The organism is Geobacter sulfurreducens PCA (assembly GCF_000007985.2).
Lineage (GTDB): Bacteria > Desulfobacterota > Desulfuromonadia > Geobacterales > Geobacteraceae > Geobacter > Geobacter sulfurreducens.
Map to the genome: position 1 here is coordinate 1,606,274 of NC_002939.5, position 25,756 is coordinate 1,632,029.

A 25,756-nucleotide genomic window follows, 5' to 3' on the forward strand; every position below is an offset into this window, starting at 1 on the left:
TTTGCGTCTAACCCGTTGGCTTTTTTGTAGTATACGGAAAAGGATTTTTTCTTGACAGCAACTAACCTTTTGTATACTGTATACAAACTGATTTTGGAGTATGTTAGGCTTATTTCATGTAAGTTGGTTGAGTTGGCAGGGTTGTAGGTCGTTGCTGTAAAAATGTAAGACTGTGGCGGCGGAAATGGCCATGGTGAAAATCTGTGGATTGGTTTGTCATTAGGCCTCAGGCGACGTTAGTAAAAAAACCAAGGAGAGAATATGGCAACGCACAAGATTATCTGGACGGAAATTGATGAAGCGCCCGCACTGGCAACGTACTCATTGCTCCCGATTGTTCAGGCATTTACCAAGGGAACGGGTGTAGAGGTTGAAACCAGGGATATCTCTCTTGCCGGCAGAATCATTGCCAACTTCCCGGAAAACCTGACTGACGCACAAAAAATTCCTGATTTCCTGACTCAACTGGGTGAGCTTACCCAGAGCCCTGAAGCGAATATTATTAAGCTCCCCAACATCAGTGCCTCCGTTCCCCAGCTTAAAGAGGCCATCAAGGAGTTGCAGGATCAAGGGTACAATGTTCCTGATTACCCGGAAGATCCCAAGAACGATGCGGAAAAGGAGATCAAGGAGCGCTACGCCAAGGTGTTGGGCAGCGCCGTCAACCCTGTGCTGCGTGAAGGTAACTCCGACCGGCGCGCCCCGCTTTCGGTCAAGAATTTCTCCAAGAAAAATCCCCACAAGCTGTCCCCTTGGAGTCCCGATTCCAAGGCTCATGTGGCTCACATGACCGGCGGCGATTTCTACGGTAATGAAAAATCTGTGACCGTGGGAAATGGTGGTGAATTCAAGATCGAGTTTGTTGATAAAAATGGGAAGGTGACAGCGTTCAAGGAAAAGCTGACCGCCTCCAAGGGCGAAATTCTTGATGGTACCTTCATGAGCAAGAAGGCTCTGTGCCAGTTCTATGCAGAGCAGATTGAAGATGCCAAGAATAAGGACCTGCTGCTGTCCCTGCACCTGAAGGCCACCATGATGAAGGTGTCCGATCCCATCATGTTCGGTCACGCTGTCTCTGTGTTCTACAAGGACGTGTTTGATAAGCACGCCGACACCTTTAAGCAACTGGGCGTCAATCCTAATATGGGTCTGGGTGATCTTTACAAAAAAATTGAGTCGCTGCCGGCGGCCAAGCGGGCCGAGATCGAAGCTGATATCGCCGCTGTGTACGGTAAGCGTCCGAAGCTGGCGATGGTTGATTCTGACAAGGGCATCACCAACCTGCACGTGCCCAACGATATCATTGTTGACGCATCCATGCCGGTTGTAGTGCGTGACGGTGGTAAGATGTGGGGCCCCGATGGCCAGCTGCATGACACCAAGGCAATGATTCCTGATCGCTGTTATGCTACGATGTATCGGGAAATCATTGAAGATTGCCAGAAGCATGGTGCCTTCAACCCGGCAACCATGGGTTCGGTGCCCAACGTTGGTCTGATGGCCCAGAAGGCTGAAGAGTACGGCTCGCATCCCACCACCTTTGAAATTCCCGCCGACGGTACGGTACGCGTCGTTACTGCCGACGGTACGGTGCTGATGGAGCACCAGGTGGAGGCGGGCGATATCTGGCGTATGTCCCGCGTGAAAGACATTCCGATCCAGGATTGGGTCAAGCTGGCTGTGAATCGTGCTCGGGCTACCGGCGCGCATGCCATTTTCTGGCTGGACAAGAGCAGGGCTCATGATGCGCAGGTTATCGCAAAGGTGGAAAATTATCTCAAGAATCACGATACCACGGGGCTTGAGATCAAAGTGCTCCCGCCGGTCGAAGCCATGCGTTACTCGCTGGAGCGTATCCGCAAGGGCCTGGATACCATTTCCGTAACCGGTAACGTTCTTCGGGACTACCTGACCGACCTCTTCCCCATCCTTGAGCTCGGTACCAGTGCCAAAATGCTTTCCATCGTCCCTCTGCTGGCAGGTGGCGGTCTGTTCGAGACCGGTGCCGGCGGCTCGGCTCCGAAACACGTTCAGCAGTTCGTCAAGGAGGGGTACCTGCGGTGGGATTCTCTTGGTGAATTCTCGGCCCTCGCCGCTTCTCTCGAGCATCTCGGCACCAGCTTCAAGAACGACAAGGCTCTCGTTCTGGCTGAAACTCTCGACCAGGCAATCGCCAAGTTCCTTGACAACAACAAGTCGCCTGCTCGCAAAGTCGGCCAGATCGACAACCGTGGAAGCCATTTCTACCTCGCCATGTACTGGGCTGAGGCTTTGGCCGCTCAGACCAAGGATGCGGAGCTCCAGGCTAAATTCGCTCCCATTGCGAAGCAGCTCCAAGAGAACGAGGCTAAAATCAACGAGGAACTGATCGGTGCCCAAGGTAAGCCGGTCGACATGGGTGGCTACTATCATCCGGATGCAGCGAAGGTTGCCAAGGCAATGCGCCCGAGCGCCGCTCTCAACGCGATTATCGACGCTATCTAGTGACGTAGGAAGTACACATATCTGCTAAAGGAGGAAGATCAGTATGGCACGTAAGAAGATTGCTCTCATTGGTGGTGGCCAGATCGGTGGTGTGCTTGCTCAACTCTGCGCTCTCCGTGAACTTGGCGACGTCGTCCTGTTCGATATCGTAGAAGGCCTTCCCCAGGGGAAATGCCTGGATATCGCCGAAGCTTCTCCTGTTGACGGCTTTGACGTCTGCCTGAAGGGTACCAACAGCTACGAGGATATCGCTGGCGCCGACGTTGTCATCGTGACTGCGGGCCTTCCCCGTAAGCCCGGCATGAGCCGTGACGACCTCATCGAGGTCAACTCCAAGATCATGACGTCGGTTGCCGAGGGGATCAAGCAGTACGCACCCAATTCCTTCGTGATTGTAATTTCCAACCCTCTGGACGCCATGGTTACCCTCTGCCAGAAGGTCACCGGTTTCCCCTACAACCGCGTCATCGGTCAGGCCGGAGTTCTCGACTCCGCCCGTTTTGCCACCTTCATCGCCTGGGAACTTGGCGTGTCCGTAAAGGACGTCACCGCCATGACTCTTGGCGGCCACGGCGACGACATGGTGCCGCTGGTTCGCTACGCCAGCGTCAAAGGTATCCCGGTCATGGAACTCCTTGAGCGCAAGTACGGCAGTAAGGAGAAGGCGAAGGAAGTCATGGACGCCATGGTCAACCGTACCCGTCTGGCGGGCGGCGAAGTCGTTGCCCTCCTCAAGACCGGTTCCGCCTTCTACAGCCCTGCGTCCAGCGCCATTGCCATGGCCGAGTCTATCCTCAAGGATCAGAAGCGGGTTCTTCCGACCTGTGCCTACCTCCAGGGAGAGTTCGGTGTCAACGGCTACTATGTGGGCGTACCCTGCGTGCTCGGCGAGAAGGGTATCGAGAATATCATTGAGTTCTCTCTCGACGCAGAAGAACAAGCGATGATGGACAAGTCGGTCGCAGCGGTAAAGAGCCTCGTCGACAGCCTCAAGTAAGGTGTTGTTACCCATGACGCAGCAAGGCAAAGAAGGGCCCTGTGCCCTTCTTTTGCCTTATGGGGGGAGTTGACGTAGTCCGGTCGGTTCCCAATTGAGAAGATATGAGAGTTGAAGTTGTATACAGTATGTGCTATATACGTATGCAATTTTGTGCCGGTAACGGCCCCACTTCAGTAAAGGAGCGTATCTAGATGGAAAAACAGCTTCCAACGATTGAGATCATTGAGAAGTACTGCAAGGGGTGTCACATCTGTGTTGAGTTCTGCCCCACAAAGGTACTGGAGATGAAAGGGTTCGTCGTGGCGGTAAAGAACCTTGAAGCTTGCATCAAGTGCATGCAGTGCGAACTGCGGTGTCCCGATTTCGCCATTAAGGTGACCCCTTAACTATTCTCGAGGAGGTAAGTGACGTGGCAAAAAAAGTAGCATTTTTACAGGGTAACGAAGCGGCCGCGCATGGCGCCATATACGCTGGGTGCAAATTCTTCGGTGGTTACCCGATCACTCCGTCGACCGAGGTCGCCGAGGTGATGTCGGCAGAACTTCCCAAGGTGGGTGGCAAGTTCATTCAGATGGAAGACGAAATCGGAGCCATGGCCGCCATCATCGGTGCCTCCTTGACCGGTGTCAAGGTCCTCACCGCAACTTCGGGCCCCGGACTTTCCCTCAAGCAGGAAAACATCGGTTATGCATGCATCACCGAAGTGCCCTGCGTTATTGTTGACGTAATGCGTGGCGGTCCTTCCACCGGTATGCCTACCGGTCCTTCCCAGTCGGACATCATGTGTGCCAAGTGGGGAACTCACGGAGACCATGCCACCATCGCGCTCATGCCCGCGTCGGTTCAGGAATGCTTTGAAATGACCGTCAAGGCGTTCAACCTTGCCGAGAAATACCGCGTACCCGTTTTCGTCATGCCCGACGAGATAGTTGGTCACATGCGCGAGCGTATTGAGTTCCCCGAACCGGGCGAACTGGAGGTGATCGATCGTGCTGCTCCGACCGTGCCGCCCGAGCAGTACAAGCCCTATGATACCCAGTTCGGCGATGTGCCTCCCCTTGCTGCGTTCGGGTCCGACTACCGTTTCCACGTGACCGGTCTCAACAAGATGGCGGATGGTTTCCCCACCACCAAGGCTGCAATCGTTCAGGCCGAGGAAGAGCGCCAGGTACGCAAGGTTGAAGCAAACAAGAACGAAATCATGGAATGGGAAGAGTTCATGTGTGAGGACGCCGACGTGATCGTCGTCGCCTTCGGCTCGACCTCCCGGTCCGCACGTTTTGCCGTGAACGAGGCCCGTAAGGAAGGCATCAAGGCGGGTCTTTTCCGTCTCAAGACCTTCTGGCCGTTCCCCGAGGAGCGGATGCTCGAACTTTCCAAAAAGGTAAAGGCCTTCATTACCCCCGAGATGAGCCTTGGTATGTGCAATGGCGTCGTCAAGGGGTGCATCGAAGGCAACGCTCCTGTCCTCGGTATTTATCACGTGGATGGCGAACCGGTAAATCCCGGCGAAATCCTCAGCAAGATTAAGGAGGTCAAGTAATAATGGCTTTCAATTATGAGAAATACATCCGTCCGGGGAAACTGCCTCATATCTGGTGCCCCGGCTGTGGTCACGGCATCGTCATGAAGGGTCTCATCAGGGCGATGGATACACTCGGTCTCGAGAAGAACAATACGGCGATCGTCTCCGGTATCGGTTGTGCCTCCCGTCTTCCCGGATACATGGACTGCTGCACCCTCCACACCGCACACGGTCGCGCTGCTGCGTTCGCCACCGGCGTAAAGCTGTCTAAGCCGGAAATGACAGTCTTCTGCGTCGGCGGTGATGGAGACGGCGTTGCTATCGGCGGCAACCACTTCATCCATGCCTGCCGTCGCAACATTGACATGACGTACATTTTGATGAACAACAAAATCTACGGCATGACCGGCGGGCAGTTCTCGCCGGCTACCCCGCACATGGCGAAAGCTTCCACCACCCCCTATGGCAACCCCGACCCGTCTTTCGACATCGCCAAGCTTGCCATTGGTGCCGGTGCAACCTTCGTGGCCCGTGGTACTGCGTTCCACGCCAACCAGATCGACAAGCTGATTGTCGAAGCCGTACAGCACAAGGGGATGTCGGTTGTTGAAATCCTTGACGACTGCCCCACCTGCTTCGGCCGTCGGAACAAGTACCGGTCGGTTGTCGAGATGATGAACCATCTCAAGGAAGTTGCCGTACCGGTCAAGGCCGCTGAGAAGATGACGCCCGAGCAGCTTCAGGGCAAGGTTCTCACGGGCGTTCTGTACAAGGAAGACAAACCCGAGTACTGCGAAGAGTATCGGAAAGTCATCGAGCGCGCCCAGGGCGGTGCCAAGTAAACCGAGCATAAAAGGAGATAGATACATGTCTGGAAGATATGAAATCAGGTTTTCCGGTGCCGGCGGCCAAGGGCTCATTCTTGCCGGGGTGATTATGGCCGAGGCGGCCTCCATCTACGACGGCAAGCAGGCTGTCCAGTCCCAGAGCTATGGCCCTGAGGCACGGGGAGGCGCTTCCAAGTCGGAAGTCATCATCTCGGATGGTCCGGTTGACTATCCGAAGGCTACGCAGTGCGATGCTCTGCTGGCTCTTACGCAAGAGGCATGCGACAAGTACTCCGCCGACCTGAAGGAGGGGGGAGTTCTGCTGGTTGATTCTGACCTCGTTACCAAGCTGCCGCCGGGCAACTACCAAACGACCGCGTTTAATATCATTAATACCGCAAAGAACGATGTCGGTCGTGAGATCGTTGCCAACATCGTTGCTCTTGGTGCCATGGTTGCCCTGACCGGCGTCGTGTCCAAGGAGGCGGCCGAGAAGGCGGTCCTTTCCCGTGTTCCCGAGGCTTTTGTGGAGCTGAACAGAAAAGCTTTCCAGATGGGTTTCGAGAAGGCATTGGCTGCAAAAAAATAGTATTTGTTCATGTGAGAACGACAAAGGCTCGGCGCATGCGTCGGGCCTTTGTCGTTCTCGGCCAAATCCTGTTAATCCCTTGCGGGCCAAGGCATTATGGGGTATAACGTACGCTAAATGACGGTGCGTTGACCTTTCTTGCCAGGAGTCCTGCCATGACGCTGGAGCTCTGCAGATTGTCGTTGCAGCAGACGCAGGAACTCCTGAGGCTCACTGATGCCACGCTCAAGAACATATGCTCTCGCAGGTTTTCCGGTGAGGAACTCTACTCCGAGGCGATACGGCGGGTTCTCGGTGGTGGCGGCAAGCGGGGACCGGAAAGTATTTTTCTCCTCATTGACGGCATTGGTGGTACGAGCAGAGGATGGATCTTTCAGCTCCAAGCAGGAGAGTTGGTAAGAAGTTCAGATGAAATTCTCGTAGATGCCGACTCGGTTTATTCACTGGGCCGCCTCGGTAGCGAGGTTCTCGTGTCGAACTGGCGTGAGAGCTTCGAGTCGATTGAGCGCTATCAGGTAATCTTTCATCCCGACATTGTCAAACATATAGCAAAGCCTATCAGGAACTTTGTCGCATGTCAGATCAGCGGCGAGAGTAATGGTGCGCTCCTTGCATTTAATTACGCTGGGGAAGCCACAGAGTACGACGGCGATGTGCTTCGCGGACTGTCGGTTGTCATTGGCTCCCTTGTCACGCTGTCGGTGATGGTTCGCGAAACCGAGCACGCCTTCATTTACACCATCGAGGCATTGGCCCGGGCGTGCGAGGCGGCCGAGGAGAGCACGGGTGATCATATTGTACGGGTAAATCGCTATGCCGGAGCCCTTGCCGCCCATATGGATCTCTCTCCCGACTTTGTCGAGGTGATTTCCTATTCAGCCCAGATGCACGACGTGGGGAAGATTCGGGTTCCGACGGCTATCCTCCTGAAGCCCGGCCCCCTTGATGAGGCTGAAGAACGGGTTATGCGCCTTCACCCGGAATTCGGGGAGCAGATTCTGGGTGATTCTCCCCGTCTGAGCGTGGCACGGGAGATTGCTCTGAGTCATCATGAGAATTGGGATGGAAGCGGGTATCCCCGAGGCTTGCAGGGTGAAGCCATTCCGCTGGCCGGTAGAATCGTGAAGCTTGCGGATGTCTATGATGCACTCCGTTCCAGGCGCAGTTATAAAAAGGCCTTGAGCCACGCAGAAGCGCGCGCTGTCTTCTTGAACGGCGATGAGCGGATCACGCCACGCAGTCATTTCGACCCTCGGGTTCTTGAGACGTTCTTTCGCATAGAGCCTCTCTTTGAGCGAATCTACCAGAGTTCGCGCAACCAGCAAGTATAGGGCGGCGTTGCTGTTCATGTGGGCCGCACGTGCATTTTTTACCTTGAAACTTTAGCATGACAAAGGAGATCGGAATGTTTCTTCTTCCCAAAGGGAATCCGTTGTACGAGAACATTGCGGCGTCCAAGGTCAAGATCCCCGACATGTTTGAGAAGCTGAAAAGCAGCTCTTTCACCGGCTATCTCAGCTTTACGTTTCCTTCCTCTATTGCAATTTTCTTTTTTGAGGCCGGAAAGCTGATCAGTGCCATGCTGGAGCATGACGGAAAGAGGCTGACCGGCTTCGAAGCTATTGCCGGCGTATGTACCCAGATTTTTGGCGGCGGCGGTGCCTTGAGTGTGTACAAGCTTTCCAAAGATCTCACCATGTGTCTCCATGCGATGCTTCATGGCGATGTGCTGTACCAGGGGCAGGAACTCAAGCTGATCGACATCAAGGGCTTGCTCGAAAAGATGAAAGCTCAGCGCCTCAACGGCTGTTTGAGGATATATACCGAGGACCGGACAGCCCTTATCTTTTACAAGGAAGGGGCACCCCTCGGTTTTTTCCATGATGGTTCCCACGATATAGAGACATCTGCTTCTGAGTCCCAGAAAATTGCCGGCCTGCCCGGTTCCAAAATTGATGTTTTGTCGACCAAGAGTGCTGAAGAGCTCATGCATTACGACCTGTTGGAAATGGTCAACATCGCCAAGCTCTGGGAGTCGACCACGGCTCGCTTTTCCTCGGAGCGGGAAAAGATCCGGAAAGAAGCGGAGGTTGTTGGTCAGCAGCATGCAGATGACGCATTGAAGGAGCTTGAAGACGACCTCAAGGAAGTAGCCATGGCCTATGTCGGTAAAATGGGGGCTTCGCTCGTTGAGAAGGAACTGAATGACCGCGGTGGACGTCGTGCCCTCACAGAGGGTTCCCAGGTTGGTGCATTCCTTGCCGGTGTGGAGAAGGGGGCAAAGCTCCTGACCAGCATATCCAAAACCAGGGAGATGCTGGAGACCATGAAAAACGAGATCGCAGAACGGACGAAATCACTGCTGTGACAATGCAATCGTTGGAGCGCTCGAGAGGGAACGATGGCAGACATATCAACCGTTGACCTGGTTCAGATTATCTTCTGGTTTCTGGCCGGATGCGTAAGTTTTTACTTCAGCATCGACAACGCCCGGGTCTGGACCAGTATTTCCATGGGCTTTTTCCTCATTTTCCTGAGTCAGCTCTATGTGGTCGAGAAGGCGCTGGATGCTCCCTGGACCGCGTATACCCAGCTGGAGGCGATCCACTACATCATCGGTACCGTTGCCATCATGGTCATGACCCACGGGTTCCAGGAGTATTATATCTTCAGTCGAACCCTTGAACTGGGAGGGAGCAAGCATGTCGTCTACCTGTCCATTCTCGGCATTCTCGTGGGGTCAGTGGTCTTTGTCTTTGCCAATCCTGAGCCCCAGTATCCGGTGCTGCGCAACATCGCCATGATTGAAAACAGCACCTGGGTTTTCCTGTCGCTGGTGAACATTGATATAATTCGCAAGATTTATCTGCAGATTCGAGATTCTGTGATAGCCAACGGCTTTATCGCCTTTGGCGTCGTCTTTATCACGATCTTTCTGTGGAAAGGGTCAGAATTGTACCTTCAGGTCTACAACTGGGACTATGACTGGCAGATCATCATGCAGAACCTGGGTGTCACATTGCCGGAACAGTTCATGGGGCGCCGCCAGTTTTCCCTGATGGTTCATGATGCAGCCGGGCTTGCTTCGGGGCTGACAGCCGGCGGCACGTTCCTGTATCTTCTCAGGCTGCTGCGCTGATCGCTGCTTCTCACATCACGTGGAGAAAAGGGCTGGCAAAGCCCTTTTCTCTTTTGCGGGCCACGTCACGATGCCGGAAAAGCGTGGTACACTCCTCTCGGAGGCTGCGTGCAGGAATTCCTCGGCCAATATCTGACAACCTACGGTTACGGAGTGCTCTTTGTCTGGACCTTCCTTGAGGGCGAGGCAGGGCTCATTCTCGCGGGTTTTCTTGCGTTCCAGGGGTATCTGGATATCGGGGGGGTCATTCTGACCGCCCTTGGAGGTGCGTTTGCCGGGGATCAGTTCTACTTTTACCTGGGACGCTGGAAAGGGCCCTGGCTGCTGAAGGTGTTCACCCTTATCGCCCGCAAGTTCCGCAAGGCCCTCCGGCTTATCGAACGTTACGGCACCTTTGTTGCCTTTGTTTCGCGTTACACCTACGGTTTCAGAATCATCTTGCCGATAATTCTCGGCATGACCACGTTTCCCGCCCGGCGGTTCCTCTGGCTGAATCTCTGCAGTGCTTTTCTTTGGGCAGTGCTATTTTCACTGGCGGGTTACTTTTTCGGCAAAAGCGCTTCGCTCTTCGTAGAGGACGTGAGCCGGTACGAGTCGCATCTGCTGGCAATTCTTGCAGGGCTTGTCTTCTGCATGTGGCTGTTTCACTTTATCCATGCCCGCATGAGAAGGAGACCCGCCCGTGAACGGCTCAGGCGAATGAGGCAACGGGAGTTCGATTGATGGGAGGAATGAAGAACGATGTCGGATCATGAAGTGACCGGAGGCGTTTCCCTGAAGGAGCGGGTCGCCATAGTACTGGTGGAGCCGCAGAGCCCCGGCAATGTGGGGATGGTGTGTCGCGCCATGAAGAACATGGGGCTTGGCGAACTGCGAATCGTAAAGGGGTGCCGTCTCGATCACCCGGAAGCACTCAAGTTTGCCGTTTCCGCCCGTGATCTTCTTGAGAGGGCCAGAGTATTCGAGTCCCTTGAAGATGCCCTGTCTGATACGGAACTGTCCGTGGCCACGACCCGTCGCCACGGCAAATACCGCCAGGAGATCTTTTCACCGAAGGAGATCGTGTCGAAGTTTGCCGCCAATCTTGCAGGCAACCGCGCCGCCCTGGTCTTCGGCCGCGAAGATAACGGTTTGACCACCGATGAGCTTTCCCTGTGCCGCTGGCATGCCACGATCCCCTCGTCGGAGGAGTACGGTTCTTTGAATCTGGCCCAGGCAGTGATGGTGTTCTGTTACGAGCTGTTCACCTCCCTCGGCAGCCGGACAGTGGGCGGCGAAGATCGTCCCCTTGCGGGATCAGCCGAAACGGAGCCCCTCTTCGAGCATATGGAGCGCACCCTGATGCGTATCGGGTATCTCAATCCCCAGAATCCCGCCCATCTGATGCGTTCGCTGCGGCGCATCTTTGCACGCTCCGAGTTGGACAGCCGCGAGGTGGCCATCCTGCGCGGGATGATGACCCAGATCGATTGGGCCGCCGACCAGTTCAAGGGAAAGAAGGGAGCATGACCATCACGACCCTGCTCGGTCTTCTGGCGGGCACCCTTACGAGTGTGGCCGCCATCCCCCAGGTGGTCAGGGCCTTCAGAACCAAACGGGTACGCGACATTTCGATCTGGCAGCCCCTGATTCTCGTTACCGGACTGTTCCTCTGGCTCGGGTATGGTCTGCTCCTGCGCGATCTCCCGCTCATTGTCGCCAATATCGTTTCGATCATCTGCAACAGTGCGGTGATCGTTATGAAAATGAGCTATGGGGGGGATGACAACCGGCCGGCTGATGATTATCCTTGTGAGTGACATTATTCCAGGATGGTGGAGGACCCATGAAACGACTGGTGATGGTAGTGACAGCACTGCTCGGATTGTCGCTGCTTTCGGGCTGCGGCTACAACGTGATGCAAGCCAACGAAGAGGCGGTATTTTCCGCGTGGGGCGACGTAGAGGCGGCGTACCAGCGGCGGGCCGATCTCATTCCCAACTTGGTGGAGGTGGTCAAGGGGTACGCGAAGCATGAGGCTGAAACCCTGACGGCGGTAACCGAAGCCCGGGCCAAGGTCGGGTCAATGCAGGTGACCCGCGATGCCGTGAACAATCCGGAAACCCTGGCCAAGTTTCAACAGGCCCAAGGGGAACTCTCCAGCGCGCTCTCACGGCTCATGGTCGTGGTGGAACGATATCCGGATCTGAAGGCCAACCAGAACTTCCTCGATCTCCAGAACCAGTTGGAAGGGACCGAAAATCGGATCAATGTAGCCCGGACCCGTTACAACAAGGCGGTACAGGACTTCAATACCAGCATCAGAACCTTCCCCAACAGCCTTACGAACAAGCTGCTGCTTCACCTGGAACGCAAGGAACCGTTCAAGGCAGACGAAGGCGCCAAGGCCGCGCCTAAAGTGAAGTTTTGACGAGGTCCCGGATTTCCGGTCTGAACATGAAGCGCCTGCTTCTCGCCATATGCATCATTCTGTTCCCGACACTCGTTGCAGCACGCGACGTGCCGCAACTTCACGGGTACGTGAACGATTACGCCGGACTCCTGTCTCCACAGGCAACTCAACGAGTGGAGCAGATTCTGGCCGATCTTGAACGGAGCGATTCGACCCAGATTGTCGTGTTGACCGTACCCTCCCTGGAGGGGGACAGCCTTGAGGAGTTTTCCATCCGGGTGGCCGATGCCTGGCGAATCGGACAGAAAGGTGCGGACAACGGTGCCATTCTTCTGGTTGCCCGGGCCGAGCGGAAGGTGAGAATCGAGGTGGGACGGGGGCTCGAAGGACGCCTTACCGATCTTGTCTCCGGACGGATCATCCGGGGCGATATTGCCCCCTATTTCAGGCAGGGGGATTACGACGGCGGAATTCTGGCCGGAGTGTCGGCCATGGCAGCCGTAGTGAAGGGAGAGTATGCCAACGCACCGCGCGACCTCAAACAGGGGAAGAAGAGTGCCCCTCCCATCATGGGGCTGCTCATTTTCGTCGGGGTTGCCTGCGTCTTTCTCGGAGCGTTTTCCCGTATCCTCGGCGGCCTCGCCGGTGCTGTCGGGTTACCGCTGGTTACCGTGCTTACCATGCCGGGGCTCGGCCTTGTTTTGCTTGCCGGCCTTGCGGTGGCCGGATTCGTGGCCGGCCTTGTGCTTACCTCGCTGTTCGGCGGCGGTGGCAGGGGTGGAGGAGGCTTTGGCGGTGGCCCGTACCTCGGCGGTGGTTTTGGGGGAGGGTACGGTGGAGGCTGGTCGTCGGGGGGCGGTTTTTCTGGGGGCGGTGGCGGTTTCGGTGGCGGTGGAGCTTCGGGCGACTGGTGAGGCGAGGTAATCGGGCATGAAGGCTGAATTGTTTTTTTCGTCCGCGGAAATGGAGCGAATCCGCAACGCCGTGGCTGCTGCAGAAGCGGCTACTTCAGGCGAAATTGTAACCATGGTGGTGGCTGAGAGCGACAGCTACCGGGAGGCGGAAACCCTCGGCGCGGTCCTCCTGGCCGGGCTGGTGTCGATTGCCGTTGCCGTGGTGCTCCACCATGTGACCATCTGGACCTATATCCCCCTTGTCTTTGTCCTGTTTCCGGCAGCGCGGGCAGGCATGCGCCGGATGCCGCGCCTGAAACTTCCCTTTGTCGGCAGGGCTCGCCTTGCCGAGGCCGTGCGTGAGCGGGCCGTGCGTGCGTTCTATGAGCGCGGGCTCTACCGGACCCGGCAGGAAACCGGTGTCCTCATTTTCATATCACTCCTCGAACACAAGGTCTGGATTCTGGGAGACCGGGGGATCAACGCGAAGATACCGCCGGGATTCTGGGAGGGACTGGCCGGTGAATTGGCCCGGGGGATACGGGAGGGAAGAGGCTGTGATGCCCTTTGCGCCGCTGTTGCCGGGTGCGGGGCCGAACTGGCCAGGCATTTTCCGCGCAGGGCCGACGATACGAACGAGCTGACGGATGATCTGATGACGTGAGAGCGGTCAGTGCGTCCCCGCGGATTCGCCCGTGTGACGTGGGCGTCGCAGAAGCAGCAGAAAAGGGATCACGCTGAGAAAGGCGATCCCCACGATCCAGAATATCCGGTTGTATGCCAGCATCCCCGCCTGTTTCTGAATAACACCGTAGAGTGCTCCGAGCGCAGCTTTCCCTGCGGTCACCCCATCCATTCCCCGCTGTTGCATCCCTTCCGCGAGCACGTTGAGCCGTTGTTGTGCCGCAAGATTGTATGGCGTTACCTGTTCCACCAGGACATTCTGGTAAAACTGGTGATACCGGGCAATAAGAGTGGCCGCGACGGCGATGCCCACACTGCCGCCGATATTGCGCATCAGGTTGAGCATGCCGGTGGCGTTCCCCATCTCTTCCTTGGGAATCGGCATGAGGGTCACGGTATTGAGGGGAACGAACAGCATGGCGAGCCCCACGCCGAGGACCACGCGCGGCCAAACGAAGTCCCAGTAGGATGCCTCCAGGGTGAACCGTTGCATGAGGAACATGGCGGTCGCTCCAATCAGAAGCCCTCCCAAGACCACTTTTCGGCCATCGTAGCGTGAGATGATCGCCCCCACGAACGGCATGGTCAGCAGGGTGGCCACCCCCCCTGGGGCCAGGACCATTCCCGCCAGGGTTGCATCGTAGCCCATGAGCGTCTGGAGGAAGAGGGGGATCAGCATGATCGAGCTGTAGAGGCAGAACCCGATCATGAACATGATCAGATTGCCTGCGGAAAAGGAAATGTCCTTGAACAGGCGCAGGTTGACGATGGGGTGCTCGTGCCTGAGCTCCACATAGATGAGAAGCATCAGCGCAAGTACCGAGATGATGGATGCGCCGGTGATAAAGGATGAGTTGAACCAGTCGTCCTGCTGTCCCTTGTCGAGCACGATCTGCAGCGCCCCGAGTCCGACGGTCAGCAACCCCAGCCCCCACCAGTCGATGGACAGCTTTGAGCGGCGGAGATAGGGGGGGTCGAAGATGAAGTAGACCGCCATGATCACCGCCAGGATGCCTATGGGGATATTGATGTAGAAAATCCAGCGCCAGTTCAGGTTGTCGGTGATCCAGCCCCCCAGGGCCGGGCCGATGATGGGGCCGAACATGGCGCCGATGCCGAAGATGGCGTTGGCCATTCCCCGTTCCCGGGGCGGGAATGTCTCCATGAGGATCGCCTGGCTGCTCGGGATCAGGGCTCCACCAGCAGCGCCCTGGACTATCCTGAAGAAGATGAGGCTTGTCAGGTTGGGCGCGGCGCCGCAGAGAAACGAGGCAATGGTGAAGAGGGTGATGCAGGAGATGAGGAACCGTTTCCTGCCGAAGAGTCGCGAAAACCAGCCGGTCATGGGGAGGACCACGGCGTTGCTCACCAGGTAGGAGGTGAGCACCCAGGTGATTTCGTCGGTGCCGGCGTTGAGGCTCCCCTGCATGTGGGGAAGCGCCACGTTCGCCACGGAGGTGTCGACGATCTCCATGATTGTCGGCAGCATCACCGTGATGGTGATGAGCCACTTGTTGACGGTTTTCGTGTCCGGTTCCACGTCTCCTGCCTTCTAGAACGGCCAGAGCCCGTGGAGGATGTCGCCCAGAGAGCGCTCCACGTCCACCGACGGCACCACGCTCATGCCCACCCGCAACAGGTGGCCGGGATCGCTTGCCCTGTCCACGGCGATCTTGACCGGAACCCGCTGGACGACCTTCACGTAGTTGCCCGTGGCGTTTTCGGGCGGCAACAGCGAGAAGGCCGCGCCGGTTCCTGCCATGATACTGTCGATCCTGCCCGAGAAGGTGCGGCCAGGATAGGCGTCAACCGTAAAGGTGACCTTCTGGCCCGGCTTCATGTGGGTAAGCTGGCTCTCCTTGTAGTTGGCAGTGATCCAGACGTCATCGAGATCGACCACGGCCATGAGGGGCTGGCCCGCCTGGACCGTGTTGCCTGGCTCCACCGATTTGCGCGTGACGTAACCATCGGCGGGCGCCAGGATTTTCGTGTAGGAAAGGTTGAGGGACGCCGTGGCTAGTTGGGCATCGCGTAGCGCCACCCGGGCTTCGCGGCTACCGCTTCCCGACAGACCGATCTCGGCCTGTGCCTTGCGCATCTGCTCCTCTGCCTCGCGCACCTGGGCCACCGCCACCCGCTTTGCTGTCTCGAGCCGGTCGAACTGTTCGCGGGGGATGACCTCTTTTGCCAGCAAAGCCGTACCGCGTGTCAAATCCAGGTCAGCCTGGGCCAGGCGCGCCCGGGCATGGTCGACCGCGGCACGCGCCGCTTCCACCTGGGCATAGTCGCCCGAGGTCTCGTTGCGGGCCATGGCAAGGGCTGCCGTGGCCTCGCTGACCCGGGTCCGGTAGTCGCTGGGATCCAGTTCGGCAAGGAGATCCCCCTTTTTCACGGCTTGGTTGTCAGTGACATACACCGCAGCGACTGTGCCCGGCACCCGGGAGGATACTGCATGGATGTGGGATTCCACGAAGGCGTTGTCCGTGGATATGTACGTTATGCCGTGGACGAGCCAGCGCAGACCGATAACCGCTCCAACCACGAACAGTATGAGTAGGAAAATGCCCGCTCGTCTCCGTTTGCCGCCGCTCCCCTTGCCCTGTGGCGCCGTCTGGGCCGAAGGGGCTTCCCGGTTTTCTCCCCGGTCCGGTAGTTCCTGTTCCGTTGTCATTCCTACAGTTCTCCCATGGCTTTGCTGACACGGGCCTTTGCGACCTGGAAGTCGAAAACGGCCCGGTGATAATCGGTCTTTATCTGGGTAAGCAGTGTCTGGGCATCGAGCACATCAGTGGCCGTGCCGACCTGAGCCTGGTAGCGGTCCCTATTGATCCTCAGGTTTTCTTCTCCCTGGCGGATTGCCGTTTCGACGCTCTTGATCCGCTGTTCCGCCACCCGGGCATCGTTCAGGGCAGTGGCAAGCTCGAGCCGGACCTGTTCCCGCGCCAGTCGCAACGCATCGCGGCTCCTGGTGAGGCGCTCGACTGACTGCCGGTGCCTGGATTCCGTGGCGAAGCCTTCGAAGAGATTGATCTTCAGCCCCACCGTTGCGGCATAGATTGCCTGCTCGCGCACCTTGCTGTTCTCCACGTAGTCGACACCGGCCTTGGCATAGAGTTCGGGGTAGTAACCGCTCCTGGCCTCGGAAACTTCTGCATCGGCGGCGTCTGCGCTTCGCGCAAGGGCAGTCAGTTCGGGACGATTGGCAAAGGCGCGTTCTTCGGCCCCGGCGGTATCGGGCATGGCGGATTCAGTTCCCTCTTCAAGCTCGTCACGCTGATCGAGAGGTCTTCCGGTCAGGTGATTCAGGTACATCCAGCGGTTTTCGAGACGATTTGCCGCCACCAGGCGCTTCTGGGAGCTTTCCGCCAGTCTGACCTGGGCCTGGAGCAGGTCGTTGCGGGTGACCACCCCCTGTTCGAAGAGATTGGTGGCGATCCGCAGATGGTCGGTTCGCTGGGCCACTTCCTCCTCGGCGGTGCCGAGGAGGCGCCGTGCTTCGAGGATGCCGAAATAGGCCTCGACAACCTGGAGGAATACGTCTTTCTCGGCCGCTGCGTATTGCTGGGCAGTCGCCTCGTGGAGGAGGGACGCCCGCTGCCGGCGCGAGGAGGTGCGGCCGAAATCATAGATGGTCTGGGTCACGGAGAGGTTGAAGAATCCATAGGTGCCGTCCTGGGTCTCAATGCTGCCCCGTTCGCCGAAATTCACCGCCTGGGGCTTTGCCTGGAGGGTGTACCCGCCCTGGAAGTCCACGCGCGGGAGAAAGCCGCTTCGGGCCTGGGTGATCGCCTCTTGCGCGATAAGGCGGTCGGAAGCTGTTACGGCCAGCGAGTAGTTGCCGGCCGCGGCCAGACTCAGGCATTCTTTGAGTGAAAGCGCGCTGGCCATGGCCGGCGTCGCTGCACAGAGCGCAAGGATCAGGAAGGGGATGCTACGGATTGGTAGTGGTTTCATGGCGATTCTCCGGGGCGGTCCTGATTTTTTCCAGGAGATGATGCAGACTGTTCTGTTCGTCTTCTGATAGGGGAGCGAGAAAGCGGGCAAGCACCTCCGCCGCAGTGGCGCAGAGTTCGTGTTCGAGTGTCATGCCCCGTTGGGTGAGGCAGATGCGATAGGCGCGGCGGTCTTCGGGGTGGGGCTGCCGCTTGACCAGACCGAGCTTTTCGAGCCGGTCAACGAGACCGCCGATGGTGGTCCGGTCAATGAGGGTCTTCTGGGACAGGGCCGTCTGGGATTGGCCATCTTCTTTCCAGAGAAAGGCAAGGACGCTGAACTGCGGAGGGGTCAGGCCGTAGGGATCCAGTTGGTCTTTGAACAACGCAAAGCCCCGCTGATAAGCCTTGGCAAGGTGGAAGCCGATACTGTTCTCAATGTCGTACATGCTGGCATCCGATCGCTGCGTACAATGACAGTCATTGTACAGATAATCAGTATACTGTCAATGCGTGCCTGGGCTGTCGATGTCTGCTTGGCAGTGCAGGGGAAGGTTGTTAAGGCTGTTGCCGAACCGGCGCAGTCAGGGCTGAGGTTTCGGGCGGGCTGGCCAGTGCCGCGGTTGGCGGCGCATTATTGGTCGGGGCTGGTTGGGGCGGTTCCGGTGCGCTGACCTGGGGAAGAAACGCAAGGGCCGGTGCGGCAGGACGGTAGAGCCTGCGGTATACCTCCGCAAAAGTCAGGACTTTTTTTACATACTCGCGGGTTTCGTAGTAGGGAATGTTCTCGATGAATTCGTCTTCGCGCAGGCCGGCAAGGGAACGCCGCCACCGGTCCACCGGCCTGGAGCCCGCATTGTAGGCCGCCACGGCGGAAACCACATTGCCGTTGTACTGCTTGAGCAGGTCTTTCAGGTGTCTGACCCCGAGGCCGACATTGAAGGTTGGGTCAGTGAGGCGCGCTGAAATACCGTTGGCGGGGGACGAACCGTTGACCATGCCCTTGGCGGTGGACGGCATGAGCTGCATGAGCCCCACCGCGCCGACCGGTGAGAGGGCGACTGGAGAGAAGCCGCTTTCGGCCTTGATGAGTCCGTAGATCAATTCTTCGGGGATAGTGTGGCGGTTTGCCTCGGCAGCGACCGAGTCGCTGAATCCGCGGGGATAGAGCAGTCCCCAGGTAGTCGCCGTTTCGCCGTCCATGCGGCGGGGTTGCTCCCCGCGCAGGGCCGCGGCCGCGGATGAATAATCATTCATCTCCAGGTAGAGACGGGCGATGCCCAGGAGCCCCTTACCCCGCGACGAGCCGTTTTTGCGGGCGATGGAGAGTTCGCTCCTGGCCTGATCATGGAGCCCCATGGCGATAAGTGCTCGTGCTCGTTCGTGTCCGGCAGGAGGGGAGATGGTCTGGCGCAGGTCGTGCACTATCAGGGGTATTGCCCCTTCCTGAGGTGCCGGGTCGGTCGCCGTAAAGGTATAGAAGGAAAAAGGGTATTCCTCTGCAAGCATGGCAAAACTCTGCCGGGCCACGGTTTCTTCTCCGATGCGCTGGAGGGAACGCCCGTGCCAGTACAGCGCCCGTTCCCGGTAGTCGGCAGAAGCGGTCAGAAGCCGGAATGACTCCGCGGCAGAGCGATAGTCGCCGGTGTTGTAGCGAGCCCAGGCAGTTTCCCACATTGCTCGAGGTTTGAGTTTCGTCCCGGGATAGGTTGTCAGCAGTTTTTCCAGGACTGCCAGCTGATCAGCGTACCGCCCCTGGAATTTGCGGACAAATGCCGCCTCCAGCAGCGCATTATCCGCCCATTCCGACGTGGGGGCCGTCTCCGCAAGCTTGAGAAAGCCGAGGAATGCCTCGTCATCGTTGCCAGCTTTGTTCTGGGCTCGGGCGAGCAGGAAACGGGCTTCGTCGGCAATCTCCCGCTTCGGCTCACGCTCGATGAGGCTGGAGAATGTGCGGGCAGCATCCTTGTACCGTCTCAGTTTTAGGAGTGTCTCGCCAATTTTCAGTGCCACGCGGTCGTTGAAGCCGGCAAGCTGCTCCTTGAGGGGAATGGTATTGAAGACGGCAAGGGCGCGTTCGTACTTGCCGAGATTGTAGAGCGTAGTTCCTCGTTTGAGGAGTTCATCGGGCGTTAGCGGAACGGCAGGGAATCCGAGCGCCTCAAGTCGCTTGAGTTCCTGTTCCGCGGTTTCAGCCACGGGAGATGCCGGATAGGCAAGCCAGATAGCCCGCAGTTCCTGGACAGCCCGTCGCGGGTCGTCAAGGCCTTCGCGGCAGAGGGCCGTTTTCAGGTTGGCGGTGACTGAGTCGGTTCCCGAAGGGTACAGTTCAATGAACCGTATGTAGGAGGCAAGGGCCTGACGGTACTCTTTGCGGGCGAACTGGGCATCCGCGAGGAGCATGCGCGCCTTTCGCAGGGTCGGGCTGTCGGGCCAGGTCCCCACGAGTCGTTGCAGCACTTCTTCCGCCTCGTCGTAGCGGGTCGCCGCCATGAGTGCCTCCGCCTGCCAGAACAGTGCGTAATCGGCCAACAGCGGAAGATCCTTTGCCGCAACGCCAAGAAGCTCGGAGGCTTCGGGCCACTGCTCAAGGCGACGGGCTGCCACGCCGTCCAGGAAGGTCCGCTCGGGAGATGGCGGGACGGAGCGCAGCTCATCGCGCACAGCGCGATAATCTTTATCCTTCATGCGAAGTGCTGCATTGCGGAGCGGTGCATCAGGGACCGGAGCCATGGGCTGCGCAAAAGCTGACACCCCGAACAGGAGGCAGGCGAGGGAGACAACAAGGAGTCTGGTGTACATATACTGCAAACCTCGTGGGGCACGGCGCAGGTGACGCAACGCCGGTGAGTGGCATGAAAAACGCCGGCCCCGAACCGCCGGCCGGCGTCAACGGCTTAAATACTACCCGCAAGGGGACGGAAAATGCAAAGGGTTTTTCAGTGATTGCGCCCGTATACGGATTGACTTTGCCGTGAAACTGCATGCATAGTAGCCGTGGCGTACAGCCGGGAGAGGGGACGGATGATGAAACGGAAACGGGAGGAAGTCCTCGCGTTCATCCGCGAGCAAGGGGGCAGCACCCCCTTCAGGGACATGATGCAGGCCTTTGGCGTAACCAAGGCCAATCGGCTGGGATTCAAGCAGTTCGTGGACCAACTGGTGTCGGCGGGCGATCTGGTGAAACAGCGCGGCAACCGCTACGCCGTCCCGTCAGAGGAAACCGTCGTCCGGGGGCGTCTTGTCACTCATCGCGAGGGATACGGCTTCGTGGTTCCCGAGGGGGGAGGAGACGACGTCTACGTCCCGGCCCGATACCTGGGGGGAAACCTCCACGGGGATGTGGTTGAAGTCCGGGTTGAATCCTTTAAGCGTGGAGGGAAGAAGGAAGGGCGGATTATCCGGACCATCGAACGGGGGCTCAAGCGGATCGTCGGCCGATTCGACACCGCCGGCGGGGTGGGGTTCGTCCAGCCGGACGACACCCGCATCACCCGGGATATCGCGGTTCCCCAAAAAGCATGGGGGGGGGCCCGCAGCGGTCAGGTGGTAGTGGCGGAGCTTACGGCCTGGCCCACGGAGCGGAAGAAGGCGGAGGGGCGCATCGTGGAAGTGTTGGGCTCTCCCGACGACCCCGAGGTTGAGGTCCTCACCATTATCCGCAAGCATGACCTTCCCTATGAATTTCCCGTAGACGTACTGACTGAGGCCCGTTCCACTCCGCAGGAGGTGCGCAGGGGGGACGTGGCCAAACGGGTGGATCTGCGGGAGCGGCTTACCGTCACCATTGACGGCGAGACGGCCCGGGATTTCGATGACGCGGTATCCGTGCAGCGGGAAAAGGGGGGCGACATCCGCCTCTGGGTCTCCATCGCCGATGTGTCCCACTACGTGAAACCGGGATCTGCCCTGGACCGTGAAGCCTACCTGCGGGGAACCTCTGTCTATTTCCCCGATCGCTGTATCCCCATGCTGCCCGAGGAACTTTCCAACGGCATCTGTTCGCTCAATCCCCAGGTGGAGCGCCTGACGCTCACGGCCGAGATGCTGTTCACCCGAAGCGGGGCCATTAAGTCCTCGTCGTTCTATCCGAGCGTGATCAGGAGCGCCGCACGGCTCACCTATACGACGGTCCGCAAGGTGCTCGTAGACGGCGATCCGGAGGCAATCAAGGCCAACCGTCACCTGGTAGACGACCTTGAAGTAATGAAGGAGTTGGCGCTGCGCCTCATGGAGAAGCGGAAAAAACGCGGCAGCATCGACTTCGACCTGCCCGAGCCGCAGATCGTCCTGGATCTCCAGGGGGAGATGGTGGATATCATCCGGTCCGAGCGCAACCTTGCCCACCGGATCATTGAAGAGTTCATGCTGGCGGCCAACGAGGCGGTGGCGTCCCATATCGAGGAGCGGGGAATACCCTCTCTCTATCGGGTTCACGAACCGCCCGACCCGACCAAGCTGACCGACTTCCGGGAGTTCATTTTCAATTTCGGCTATGCCTTCCGGATGGATGGCGACCGGGTCGACCCCCACGAACTTCAGCGGCTCATCGACGAAGCCGAGGGAAAGCCCGAGGAGCGGATGATCAACGAGGTGCTCCTGCGGTGCATGAAGCAGGCCCGCTACAGCCACGAAAACTTGGGGCATTTCGGCCTGGCGGCCCGTTGCTACACCCATTTCACCTCCCCCATCCGCCGTTATCCCGACCTGGTTGTGCACCGCATTCTCAAGGACATTCTCGCCGGGGCCATGACTGAGAAGGAACAGGAGCGCCTGGCCGCCGCCCTGCCGGAGACGGCCGAGCAGACGAGTCGCCGGGAGCGTCTCGCAATGGAGGCTGAACGGGAGATCGTGGCGCTCAAGAAGGCCCAATTTATGAAGGAGCGGGTCGGCGAAACCTTTGAGGGCTATATCACCGGGGTAAGCTCCTTCGGCTTTTTCGTGGAGCTGATCGATCTGTTTGTCGAGGGGATGGTTCATGTCTCTACCCTGGCCAATGACTTTTACCGTTACGAGGAGAAACGGCACTCGCTGGTGGGAGAACGGACAAAGGAGACCTTCAGGATCGGCGACAGGGTCAGCGTTCTGGTGGCTGCGGTGAGCATTGAGCGGCGGCAGGTGGAGTTCGTTCTCGCGGGTCTCCACGAAGTCCGGCCGGGCTCGGCGGAAAGGACGTCGGCGACGGAGGAGTATCCGCGGATACCGGTCAGGGGTAAGCGACCCAAGGCTCTTCAGGCACCCCGGGGCAAGGGGGGAGGGCGCGGCCGTGGTTCCGGGGAGAAGCGTACGGGGGGCAAAGGTGGCCGCCCCAAACGGTGACATTTGCCGGATACGCCATCCGTCCGCTTTACTCAAGTTGTCGCGCTGTGCTAATGTCTATCGGTTAAACCACGTACGTTAAGGTAGAGGTGACATGTCAGAAGATAATCAGAAGGTCCTGCCGTTCCTCGAACATCTGGTGGAACTGCGCAAGCGGCTTATCATCATCATTGTGGCGGTTGTGGTGGGCATGGGGTTCGCCTGGAACCTTTCGAACGGCCTCCTTCACTTTGTTACGAAGCCGATCACCGGCGAAACCTACCTCACTGACATCAAGAAGCAGGTATATCAGGAAGTGGGCAAGCGTTTCCCAGCCGCTTACAAGCAGTTTGAGCTTGAAAAGGCGATGAACGCGGCACCCAAGGAGCGCAAGCTCAACTACAGCGCCCCCCTTGAGCCCTTTTTCGTCCAGTGCAAGATATCGGTTATCGCCGGATTTATCCTGGCGCTTCCCGTTGTGTTTTACCAGCTCTGGCTTTTCATCGCGCCGGGGCTCACCCGGAAAGAAAAGCGGATGGTGCTGCCCTTCGTGACCGTAAGTACGGTGAGTTTCTGCGTGGGGGCACTCTTTTTCCTGGTAGTCATCTGGCCGGTCATCATCAATTTCTCCCTGTCCTATGAAGCGGAGGGGCTCAACAGCCTCTTCAACATGAGTGCGTACATCAACTTCTGCCTCCGCCTGATCCTGATGTTCGGCCTCATCTTCGAGTTGCCGATCCTGATGCTGCTTCTGTCGCGCTTCGGAATTGTTACCTATCAGTTCTTGGCCCGCAACCGTCGCTACGCCCTCCTGGCAAGTTCCATTGTGGCTGCCTTCCACGCCGACCTCATCACCATGTTCGTCATCATGGTGCCGCTGTATATGATGTACGAGATCAGCGTCTGGCTCGTCCTCCTCTTCGGCAAGAAAAAGCCGGTGGAGGCAGTGGCCGGCGAGGGGCCGACCGGCGCCGCGTCATGAAAATCTTCCGGAGCATTGACGAAATTCGTGAACCGTTGCCGAGCCCGGTGGTAACCATCGGCAACTTCGACGGTGTTCATCTCGGCCACCGCGAGATATTCAGACGGGTCAAGCGTGAGGCCGCGCGACTGGACGGGGTTTCCATGGTGATCACCTTCACCCCCCATCCACTGAAGGTCCTGGGGCTCCGGAAGGAGTTGCGTCTCATCAACACCTATGCCGAGAAGGAGCTTCTTATCGAAGCGTCAGGGATTGATTGCCTTCTGACGATCCCCTTTACCGCCGAGTTCGCTGCCATCGGCGCCGAACGGTTCGTGGGCGAGATCCTCGTGGGACGGATCGGGGTGAAGAAGCTCGTCATCGGTTATGATTACGCCTTTGGCAGGAACCGCGAAGGTGATGTGGCCATGCTCCGGAGGATGGGCGAAGAGCACGGTTTCGAGGTGGAAGTGCTCGAGCAGATCGCCAGCGGCGAAACGGTGTACAGCAGCAGTGCCGTGCGGCGGATGATCGCGGCGGGCAATGTTCGTGAGGTGGTCAGCCTGATCGGCCGGCACTATTCAGTCGGGGGGACGGTGGTTCACGGCCGCCGGCGCGGGAAGGATCTGGGTTTCCCCACGGCCAATCTCCGGACCGAAAAGGAATTGATCCCTGCCGCCGGGGTCTATGCGGTCAAGGTGCGAGTGGACGATACCATTCGGGACGGGGCCTGCAATATCGGCAACAACCCCACCTTCGGCAATGAAGAGGTGACTGTCGAGGTTCATATCCTCGACTTCGACGGTGACCTCTACGGCAAGGAAATCCGTGTGTATTTCGTGGATCGGGTCCGTGAGGAACTGCGCTATCCCGATCTCAACGCCCTCAAGGAGGGAATCAGCCGGGATGTGGCCCGGTGTCGCGAGCTTCTGGCCGGCGTCTCCATCATCGAATACCGCGACTATCTCGGTGGTGACGCAGCGTGAGAGGAGTACCCGGCGACAGACGTTTCTGGCTCGGAATCGGGATCAGCGTGTTTTTTGTGGCGCTGCTGGTGCGCTCGGTGGACGGGCATGAACTTCTGCGTGCGTTTCGGGGCATCCATGCCGGCTACGTGGTCGTGGCGGTGGCCGTTACGCTCCTGAGCTACCTCGTTCGTGCTCTGCGCTGGAAGTATCTCCTCTCTCCCCTTGGCGAAACCCGCTTCGCCAACCTGTGTTCCGCCACGCTCATCGGTTACATGGCCAACAACCTTTTGCCGGCGCGCCTGGGAGAGTTCATCCGGGCCTGGGTGCTGGCCAGGCGTGAGGAGATGGAGCCGGGATCGGTGTTCGCCACGCTGGTTCTCGATCGCCTGGCGGATGGCTTTACGGTACTCCTCTTTCTGCTCGTAACGTTGTTCACGCTTCAACTTCCGGCGGGAAGCGAGGCGGTCGGGCAAGGGCTCGTGATCGGCGGGTACATGATGCTCGGTCTGTACGGCGTGGTGGTTGTGGCGCTCGTGCTGCTCAAAAGGAAGACCGCGGCATCGCTCCGGTTTCTGGAACGACTGCTCCGCCCCTTTCCGGCACGGTTGACAGAGCGGGTCATCCCGCTGGTCGGCTCCTTTCTCGGCGGGGTCAGGATTTCGCCCCGGCCGCGGGAGTGGTGGGCGGTGGGGTGCACATCCGTGGCAATCTGGGTTCTGGCAGTAATCCCCGTGGACTTGGTCCTGCGAGCCTTCGGCTTTTCCTTCCCGTTCGCCGTTTCCCTGTTCATCTTGGTCCTGCTGGTCTTTGCAGTCATGGTGCCGGCGTCGCCGGGATATGTGGGAACATACCACGCAGCGTGCGTCTATGGTCTGCTGGCCTTCGGAGTTCCCCGCGAGACGGCCTTGAGCGCGGCCATCGTGATTCACGGCATCAACTATGTTCCGGTCATCGCCGTGGGTATTGTCTGTCTCTGGAGGGAAGGACTTTCCCTTCAGGCGCTACGGCGCAGTGGACCCTTGTCGGGGACCGGGACCCCTTCGGGGGGGAAATGAGATTCATGG

Annotated in this window: 25 protein-coding genes; 20 read left to right on the plus strand and 5 right to left on the minus strand. The window is 58.3% G+C overall.

Features of this window, described 5'->3' with window-relative positions:
- Positions 1–261: 261 nt before the first annotated feature.
- The 15 genes from GS_RS07290 to GS_RS07360 all read left to right on the plus strand — a co-directional run bounded on the left by GS_RS07290 (position 262) and on the right by GS_RS07360 (position 13,513).
- A complete protein-coding gene (locus tag GS_RS07290) occupies positions 262–2,484 on the plus strand; it encodes an NADP-dependent isocitrate dehydrogenase (RefSeq protein WP_010942111.1) in 2,223 nt (740 codons plus the stop codon).
- A 43-nt stretch (positions 2,485–2,527) separates the two neighbouring features.
- Positions 2,528–3,481 (plus strand): malate dehydrogenase, encoded by a 954-nt coding sequence (mdh, locus tag GS_RS07295; protein ID WP_010942112.1) that lies wholly within the window; start codon positions 2,528–2,530, stop codon positions 3,479–3,481.
- 194 nt (positions 3,482–3,675) lie between these two features.
- On the plus strand, positions 3,676–3,870 hold the full coding sequence (locus tag GS_RS07300) for a 4Fe-4S binding protein (protein ID WP_010942113.1): 195 nt from the start codon (positions 3,676–3,678) through the stop codon (positions 3,868–3,870).
- 23 nt (positions 3,871–3,893) lie between these two features.
- The gene (locus GS_RS07305) at positions 3,894–5,027 is read left to right on the plus strand and encodes a 2-oxoacid:acceptor oxidoreductase subunit alpha (RefSeq protein WP_010942114.1); all 1,134 of its coding nucleotides are present in this window, start codon (positions 3,894–3,896) and stop codon (positions 5,025–5,027) included.
- A gap of 2 nt (positions 5,028–5,029) precedes the next feature.
- The gene (locus GS_RS07310; RefSeq protein ID WP_010942115.1) at positions 5,030–5,851 is read left to right on the plus strand and encodes a 2-oxoacid:ferredoxin oxidoreductase subunit beta; all 822 of its coding nucleotides are present in this window, start codon (positions 5,030–5,032) and stop codon (positions 5,849–5,851) included.
- 25 nt (positions 5,852–5,876) lie between these two features.
- Entirely contained in the window at positions 5,877–6,425 is a 549-nt protein-coding gene (locus tag GS_RS07315) for a 2-oxoacid:acceptor oxidoreductase family protein (RefSeq protein WP_010942116.1), read from the plus strand.
- 155 nt (positions 6,426–6,580) lie between these two features.
- Positions 6,581–7,756, plus strand: coding sequence for an HD-GYP domain-containing protein (locus GS_RS07320; protein WP_010942117.1), 1,176 nt, complete (start codon positions 6,581–6,583; stop codon positions 7,754–7,756).
- Positions 7,757–7,830: 74 nt separating this feature from the next.
- A complete protein-coding gene (locus GS_RS07325; RefSeq protein WP_010942118.1) occupies positions 7,831–8,793 on the plus strand; it encodes a PATAN domain-containing protein in 963 nt (320 codons plus the stop codon).
- A gap of 33 nt (positions 8,794–8,826) precedes the next feature.
- Positions 8,827–9,564 (plus strand): hypothetical protein, encoded by a 738-nt coding sequence (locus GS_RS07330; RefSeq protein ID WP_010942119.1) that lies wholly within the window; start codon positions 8,827–8,829, stop codon positions 9,562–9,564.
- A gap of 108 nt (positions 9,565–9,672) precedes the next feature.
- A complete protein-coding gene (locus GS_RS07335) occupies positions 9,673–10,287 on the plus strand; it encodes a DedA family protein (RefSeq protein ID WP_010942120.1) in 615 nt (204 codons plus the stop codon).
- An 18-nt stretch (positions 10,288–10,305) separates the two neighbouring features.
- A complete protein-coding gene (locus tag GS_RS07340) occupies positions 10,306–11,073 on the plus strand; it encodes an RNA methyltransferase (protein ID WP_010942121.1) in 768 nt (255 codons plus the stop codon).
- A complete protein-coding gene (locus GS_RS07345; protein ID WP_010942122.1) occupies positions 11,070–11,363 on the plus strand; it encodes a SemiSWEET family sugar transporter in 294 nt (97 codons plus the stop codon). The genes GS_RS07340 and GS_RS07345 overlap by 4 nt, the downstream gene beginning before the upstream one ends.
- Before the next feature lie 26 nt (positions 11,364–11,389).
- Entirely contained in the window at positions 11,390–11,974 is a 585-nt protein-coding gene (locus GS_RS07350) for a LemA family protein (RefSeq protein ID WP_010942123.1), read from the plus strand.
- A 26-nt stretch (positions 11,975–12,000) separates the two neighbouring features.
- The gene (locus tag GS_RS07355; RefSeq protein ID WP_010942124.1) at positions 12,001–12,870 is read left to right on the plus strand and encodes a TPM domain-containing protein; all 870 of its coding nucleotides are present in this window, start codon (positions 12,001–12,003) and stop codon (positions 12,868–12,870) included.
- A 16-nt stretch (positions 12,871–12,886) separates the two neighbouring features.
- A complete protein-coding gene (locus GS_RS07360) occupies positions 12,887–13,513 on the plus strand; it encodes a TPM domain-containing protein (RefSeq protein WP_010942125.1) in 627 nt (208 codons plus the stop codon).
- Between the two features lie 6 nt (positions 13,514–13,519).
- Here GS_RS07360 and GS_RS07365 read toward each other — a convergent pair whose 3' ends face one another.
- From GS_RS07365 to GS_RS07385, 5 genes are all read right to left on the minus strand, one after another.
- Positions 13,520–15,073 (minus strand): MDR family MFS transporter, encoded by a 1,554-nt coding sequence (locus tag GS_RS07365; RefSeq protein ID WP_010942126.1) that lies wholly within the window; start codon positions 15,071–15,073, stop codon positions 13,520–13,522.
- A 12-nt stretch (positions 15,074–15,085) separates the two neighbouring features.
- Positions 15,086–16,204: an HlyD family secretion protein gene (locus GS_RS07370; RefSeq protein ID WP_010942127.1), complete on the minus strand. Its 1,119-nt coding sequence runs from the start codon at positions 16,202–16,204 to the stop codon at positions 15,086–15,088.
- Between the two features lie 2 nt (positions 16,205–16,206).
- The gene (locus GS_RS07375) at positions 16,207–17,487 is read right to left on the minus strand and encodes a TolC family protein (protein WP_010942128.1); all 1,281 of its coding nucleotides are present in this window, start codon (positions 17,485–17,487) and stop codon (positions 16,207–16,209) included.
- A complete protein-coding gene (locus tag GS_RS07380; RefSeq protein WP_010942129.1) occupies positions 17,465–17,914 on the minus strand; it encodes a MarR family winged helix-turn-helix transcriptional regulator in 450 nt (149 codons plus the stop codon). The genes GS_RS07375 and GS_RS07380 overlap by 23 nt, the downstream gene beginning before the upstream one ends.
- Positions 17,915–18,023: 109 nt before the next feature.
- Positions 18,024–20,267 (minus strand): tetratricopeptide repeat protein, encoded by a 2,244-nt coding sequence (locus GS_RS07385; RefSeq protein ID WP_010942130.1) that lies wholly within the window; start codon positions 20,265–20,267, stop codon positions 18,024–18,026.
- 53 nt (positions 20,268–20,320) lie between these two features.
- On the opposite strand from GS_RS07385, the gene GS_RS17705 reads away from it, so the two are divergent.
- From GS_RS17705 to GS_RS07405, 5 genes are all read left to right on the plus strand, one after another.
- Positions 20,321–20,443, plus strand: a complete 123-nt coding sequence (locus GS_RS17705; protein WP_262421264.1) for a hypothetical protein — start codon at positions 20,321–20,323, stop codon at positions 20,441–20,443.
- A 49-nt stretch (positions 20,444–20,492) separates the two neighbouring features.
- Entirely contained in the window at positions 20,493–22,784 is a 2,292-nt protein-coding gene (rnr, locus tag GS_RS07390; RefSeq protein WP_010942131.1) for a ribonuclease R, read from the plus strand.
- Between the two features lie 94 nt (positions 22,785–22,878).
- Positions 22,879–23,745 carry a twin-arginine translocase subunit TatC gene (tatC, locus tag GS_RS07395; protein WP_010942132.1) on the plus strand — a complete coding sequence of 289 codons (867 nt, stop codon included), beginning with the start codon at positions 22,879–22,881 and terminating at the stop codon, positions 23,743–23,745.
- The gene (locus GS_RS07400) at positions 23,742–24,710 is read left to right on the plus strand and encodes a bifunctional riboflavin kinase/FAD synthetase (RefSeq protein ID WP_010942133.1); all 969 of its coding nucleotides are present in this window, start codon (positions 23,742–23,744) and stop codon (positions 24,708–24,710) included. Before tatC ends, GS_RS07400 begins: the two co-directional genes overlap by 4 nt.
- A complete protein-coding gene (locus GS_RS07405; protein ID WP_010942134.1) occupies positions 24,707–25,747 on the plus strand; it encodes a lysylphosphatidylglycerol synthase transmembrane domain-containing protein in 1,041 nt (346 codons plus the stop codon). Before GS_RS07400 ends, GS_RS07405 begins: the two co-directional genes overlap by 4 nt.
- The last annotated feature ends 9 nt before the right edge of the window (positions 25,748–25,756 follow it).

Bases quoted from the DNA above. Each gene is read 5' to 3' on its own strand.
- GS_RS07290 (WP_010942111.1), top strand. From the start codon at position 262: ATGGCAACGCACAAGATTATCTGGACGGAAATTGATGAAGCGCCCGCA.
- mdh (WP_010942112.1), top strand. From the start codon at position 2,528: ATGGCACGTAAGAAGATTGCTCTCATTGGTGGTGGCCAGATCGGTGGT.
- GS_RS07300 (WP_010942113.1), top strand. From the start codon at position 3,676: ATGGAAAAACAGCTTCCAACGATTGAGATCATTGAGAAGTACTGCAAG.
- GS_RS07310 (WP_010942115.1), top strand. From the start codon at position 5,030: ATGGCTTTCAATTATGAGAAATACATCCGTCCGGGGAAACTGCCTCAT.
- GS_RS07315 (WP_010942116.1), top strand. From the start codon at position 5,877: ATGTCTGGAAGATATGAAATCAGGTTTTCCGGTGCCGGCGGCCAAGGG.
- GS_RS07320 (WP_010942117.1), top strand. From the start codon at position 6,581: ATGACGCTGGAGCTCTGCAGATTGTCGTTGCAGCAGACGCAGGAACTC.
- GS_RS07325 (WP_010942118.1), top strand. From the start codon at position 7,831: ATGTTTCTTCTTCCCAAAGGGAATCCGTTGTACGAGAACATTGCGGCG.
- GS_RS07330 (WP_010942119.1), top strand. From the start codon at position 8,827: ATGGCAGACATATCAACCGTTGACCTGGTTCAGATTATCTTCTGGTTT.
- GS_RS07340 (WP_010942121.1), top strand. From the start codon at position 10,306: ATGTCGGATCATGAAGTGACCGGAGGCGTTTCCCTGAAGGAGCGGGTC.
- GS_RS07345 (WP_010942122.1), top strand. From the start codon at position 11,070: ATGACCATCACGACCCTGCTCGGTCTTCTGGCGGGCACCCTTACGAGT.
- GS_RS07350 (WP_010942123.1), top strand. From the start codon at position 11,390: ATGAAACGACTGGTGATGGTAGTGACAGCACTGCTCGGATTGTCGCTG.
- GS_RS07355 (WP_010942124.1), top strand. From the start codon at position 12,001: ATGAAGCGCCTGCTTCTCGCCATATGCATCATTCTGTTCCCGACACTC.
- GS_RS07360 (WP_010942125.1), top strand. From the start codon at position 12,887: ATGAAGGCTGAATTGTTTTTTTCGTCCGCGGAAATGGAGCGAATCCGC.
- GS_RS07370 (WP_010942127.1), bottom strand. From the start codon at position 16,204: ATGACAACGGAACAGGAACTACCGGACCGGGGAGAAAACCGGGAAGCC.
- GS_RS07375 (WP_010942128.1), bottom strand. From the start codon at position 17,487: ATGAAACCACTACCAATCCGTAGCATCCCCTTCCTGATCCTTGCGCTC.
- GS_RS07380 (WP_010942129.1), bottom strand. From the start codon at position 17,914: ATGTACGACATTGAGAACAGTATCGGCTTCCACCTTGCCAAGGCTTAT.
- GS_RS07385 (WP_010942130.1), bottom strand. From the start codon at position 20,267: ATGTACACCAGACTCCTTGTTGTCTCCCTCGCCTGCCTCCTGTTCGGG.
- GS_RS17705 (WP_262421264.1), top strand. From the start codon at position 20,321: ATGAAAAACGCCGGCCCCGAACCGCCGGCCGGCGTCAACGGCTTAAAT.
- rnr (WP_010942131.1), top strand. From the start codon at position 20,493: ATGAAACGGAAACGGGAGGAAGTCCTCGCGTTCATCCGCGAGCAAGGG.
- tatC (WP_010942132.1), top strand. From the start codon at position 22,879: ATGTCAGAAGATAATCAGAAGGTCCTGCCGTTCCTCGAACATCTGGTG.
- GS_RS07400 (WP_010942133.1), top strand. From the start codon at position 23,742: ATGAAAATCTTCCGGAGCATTGACGAAATTCGTGAACCGTTGCCGAGC.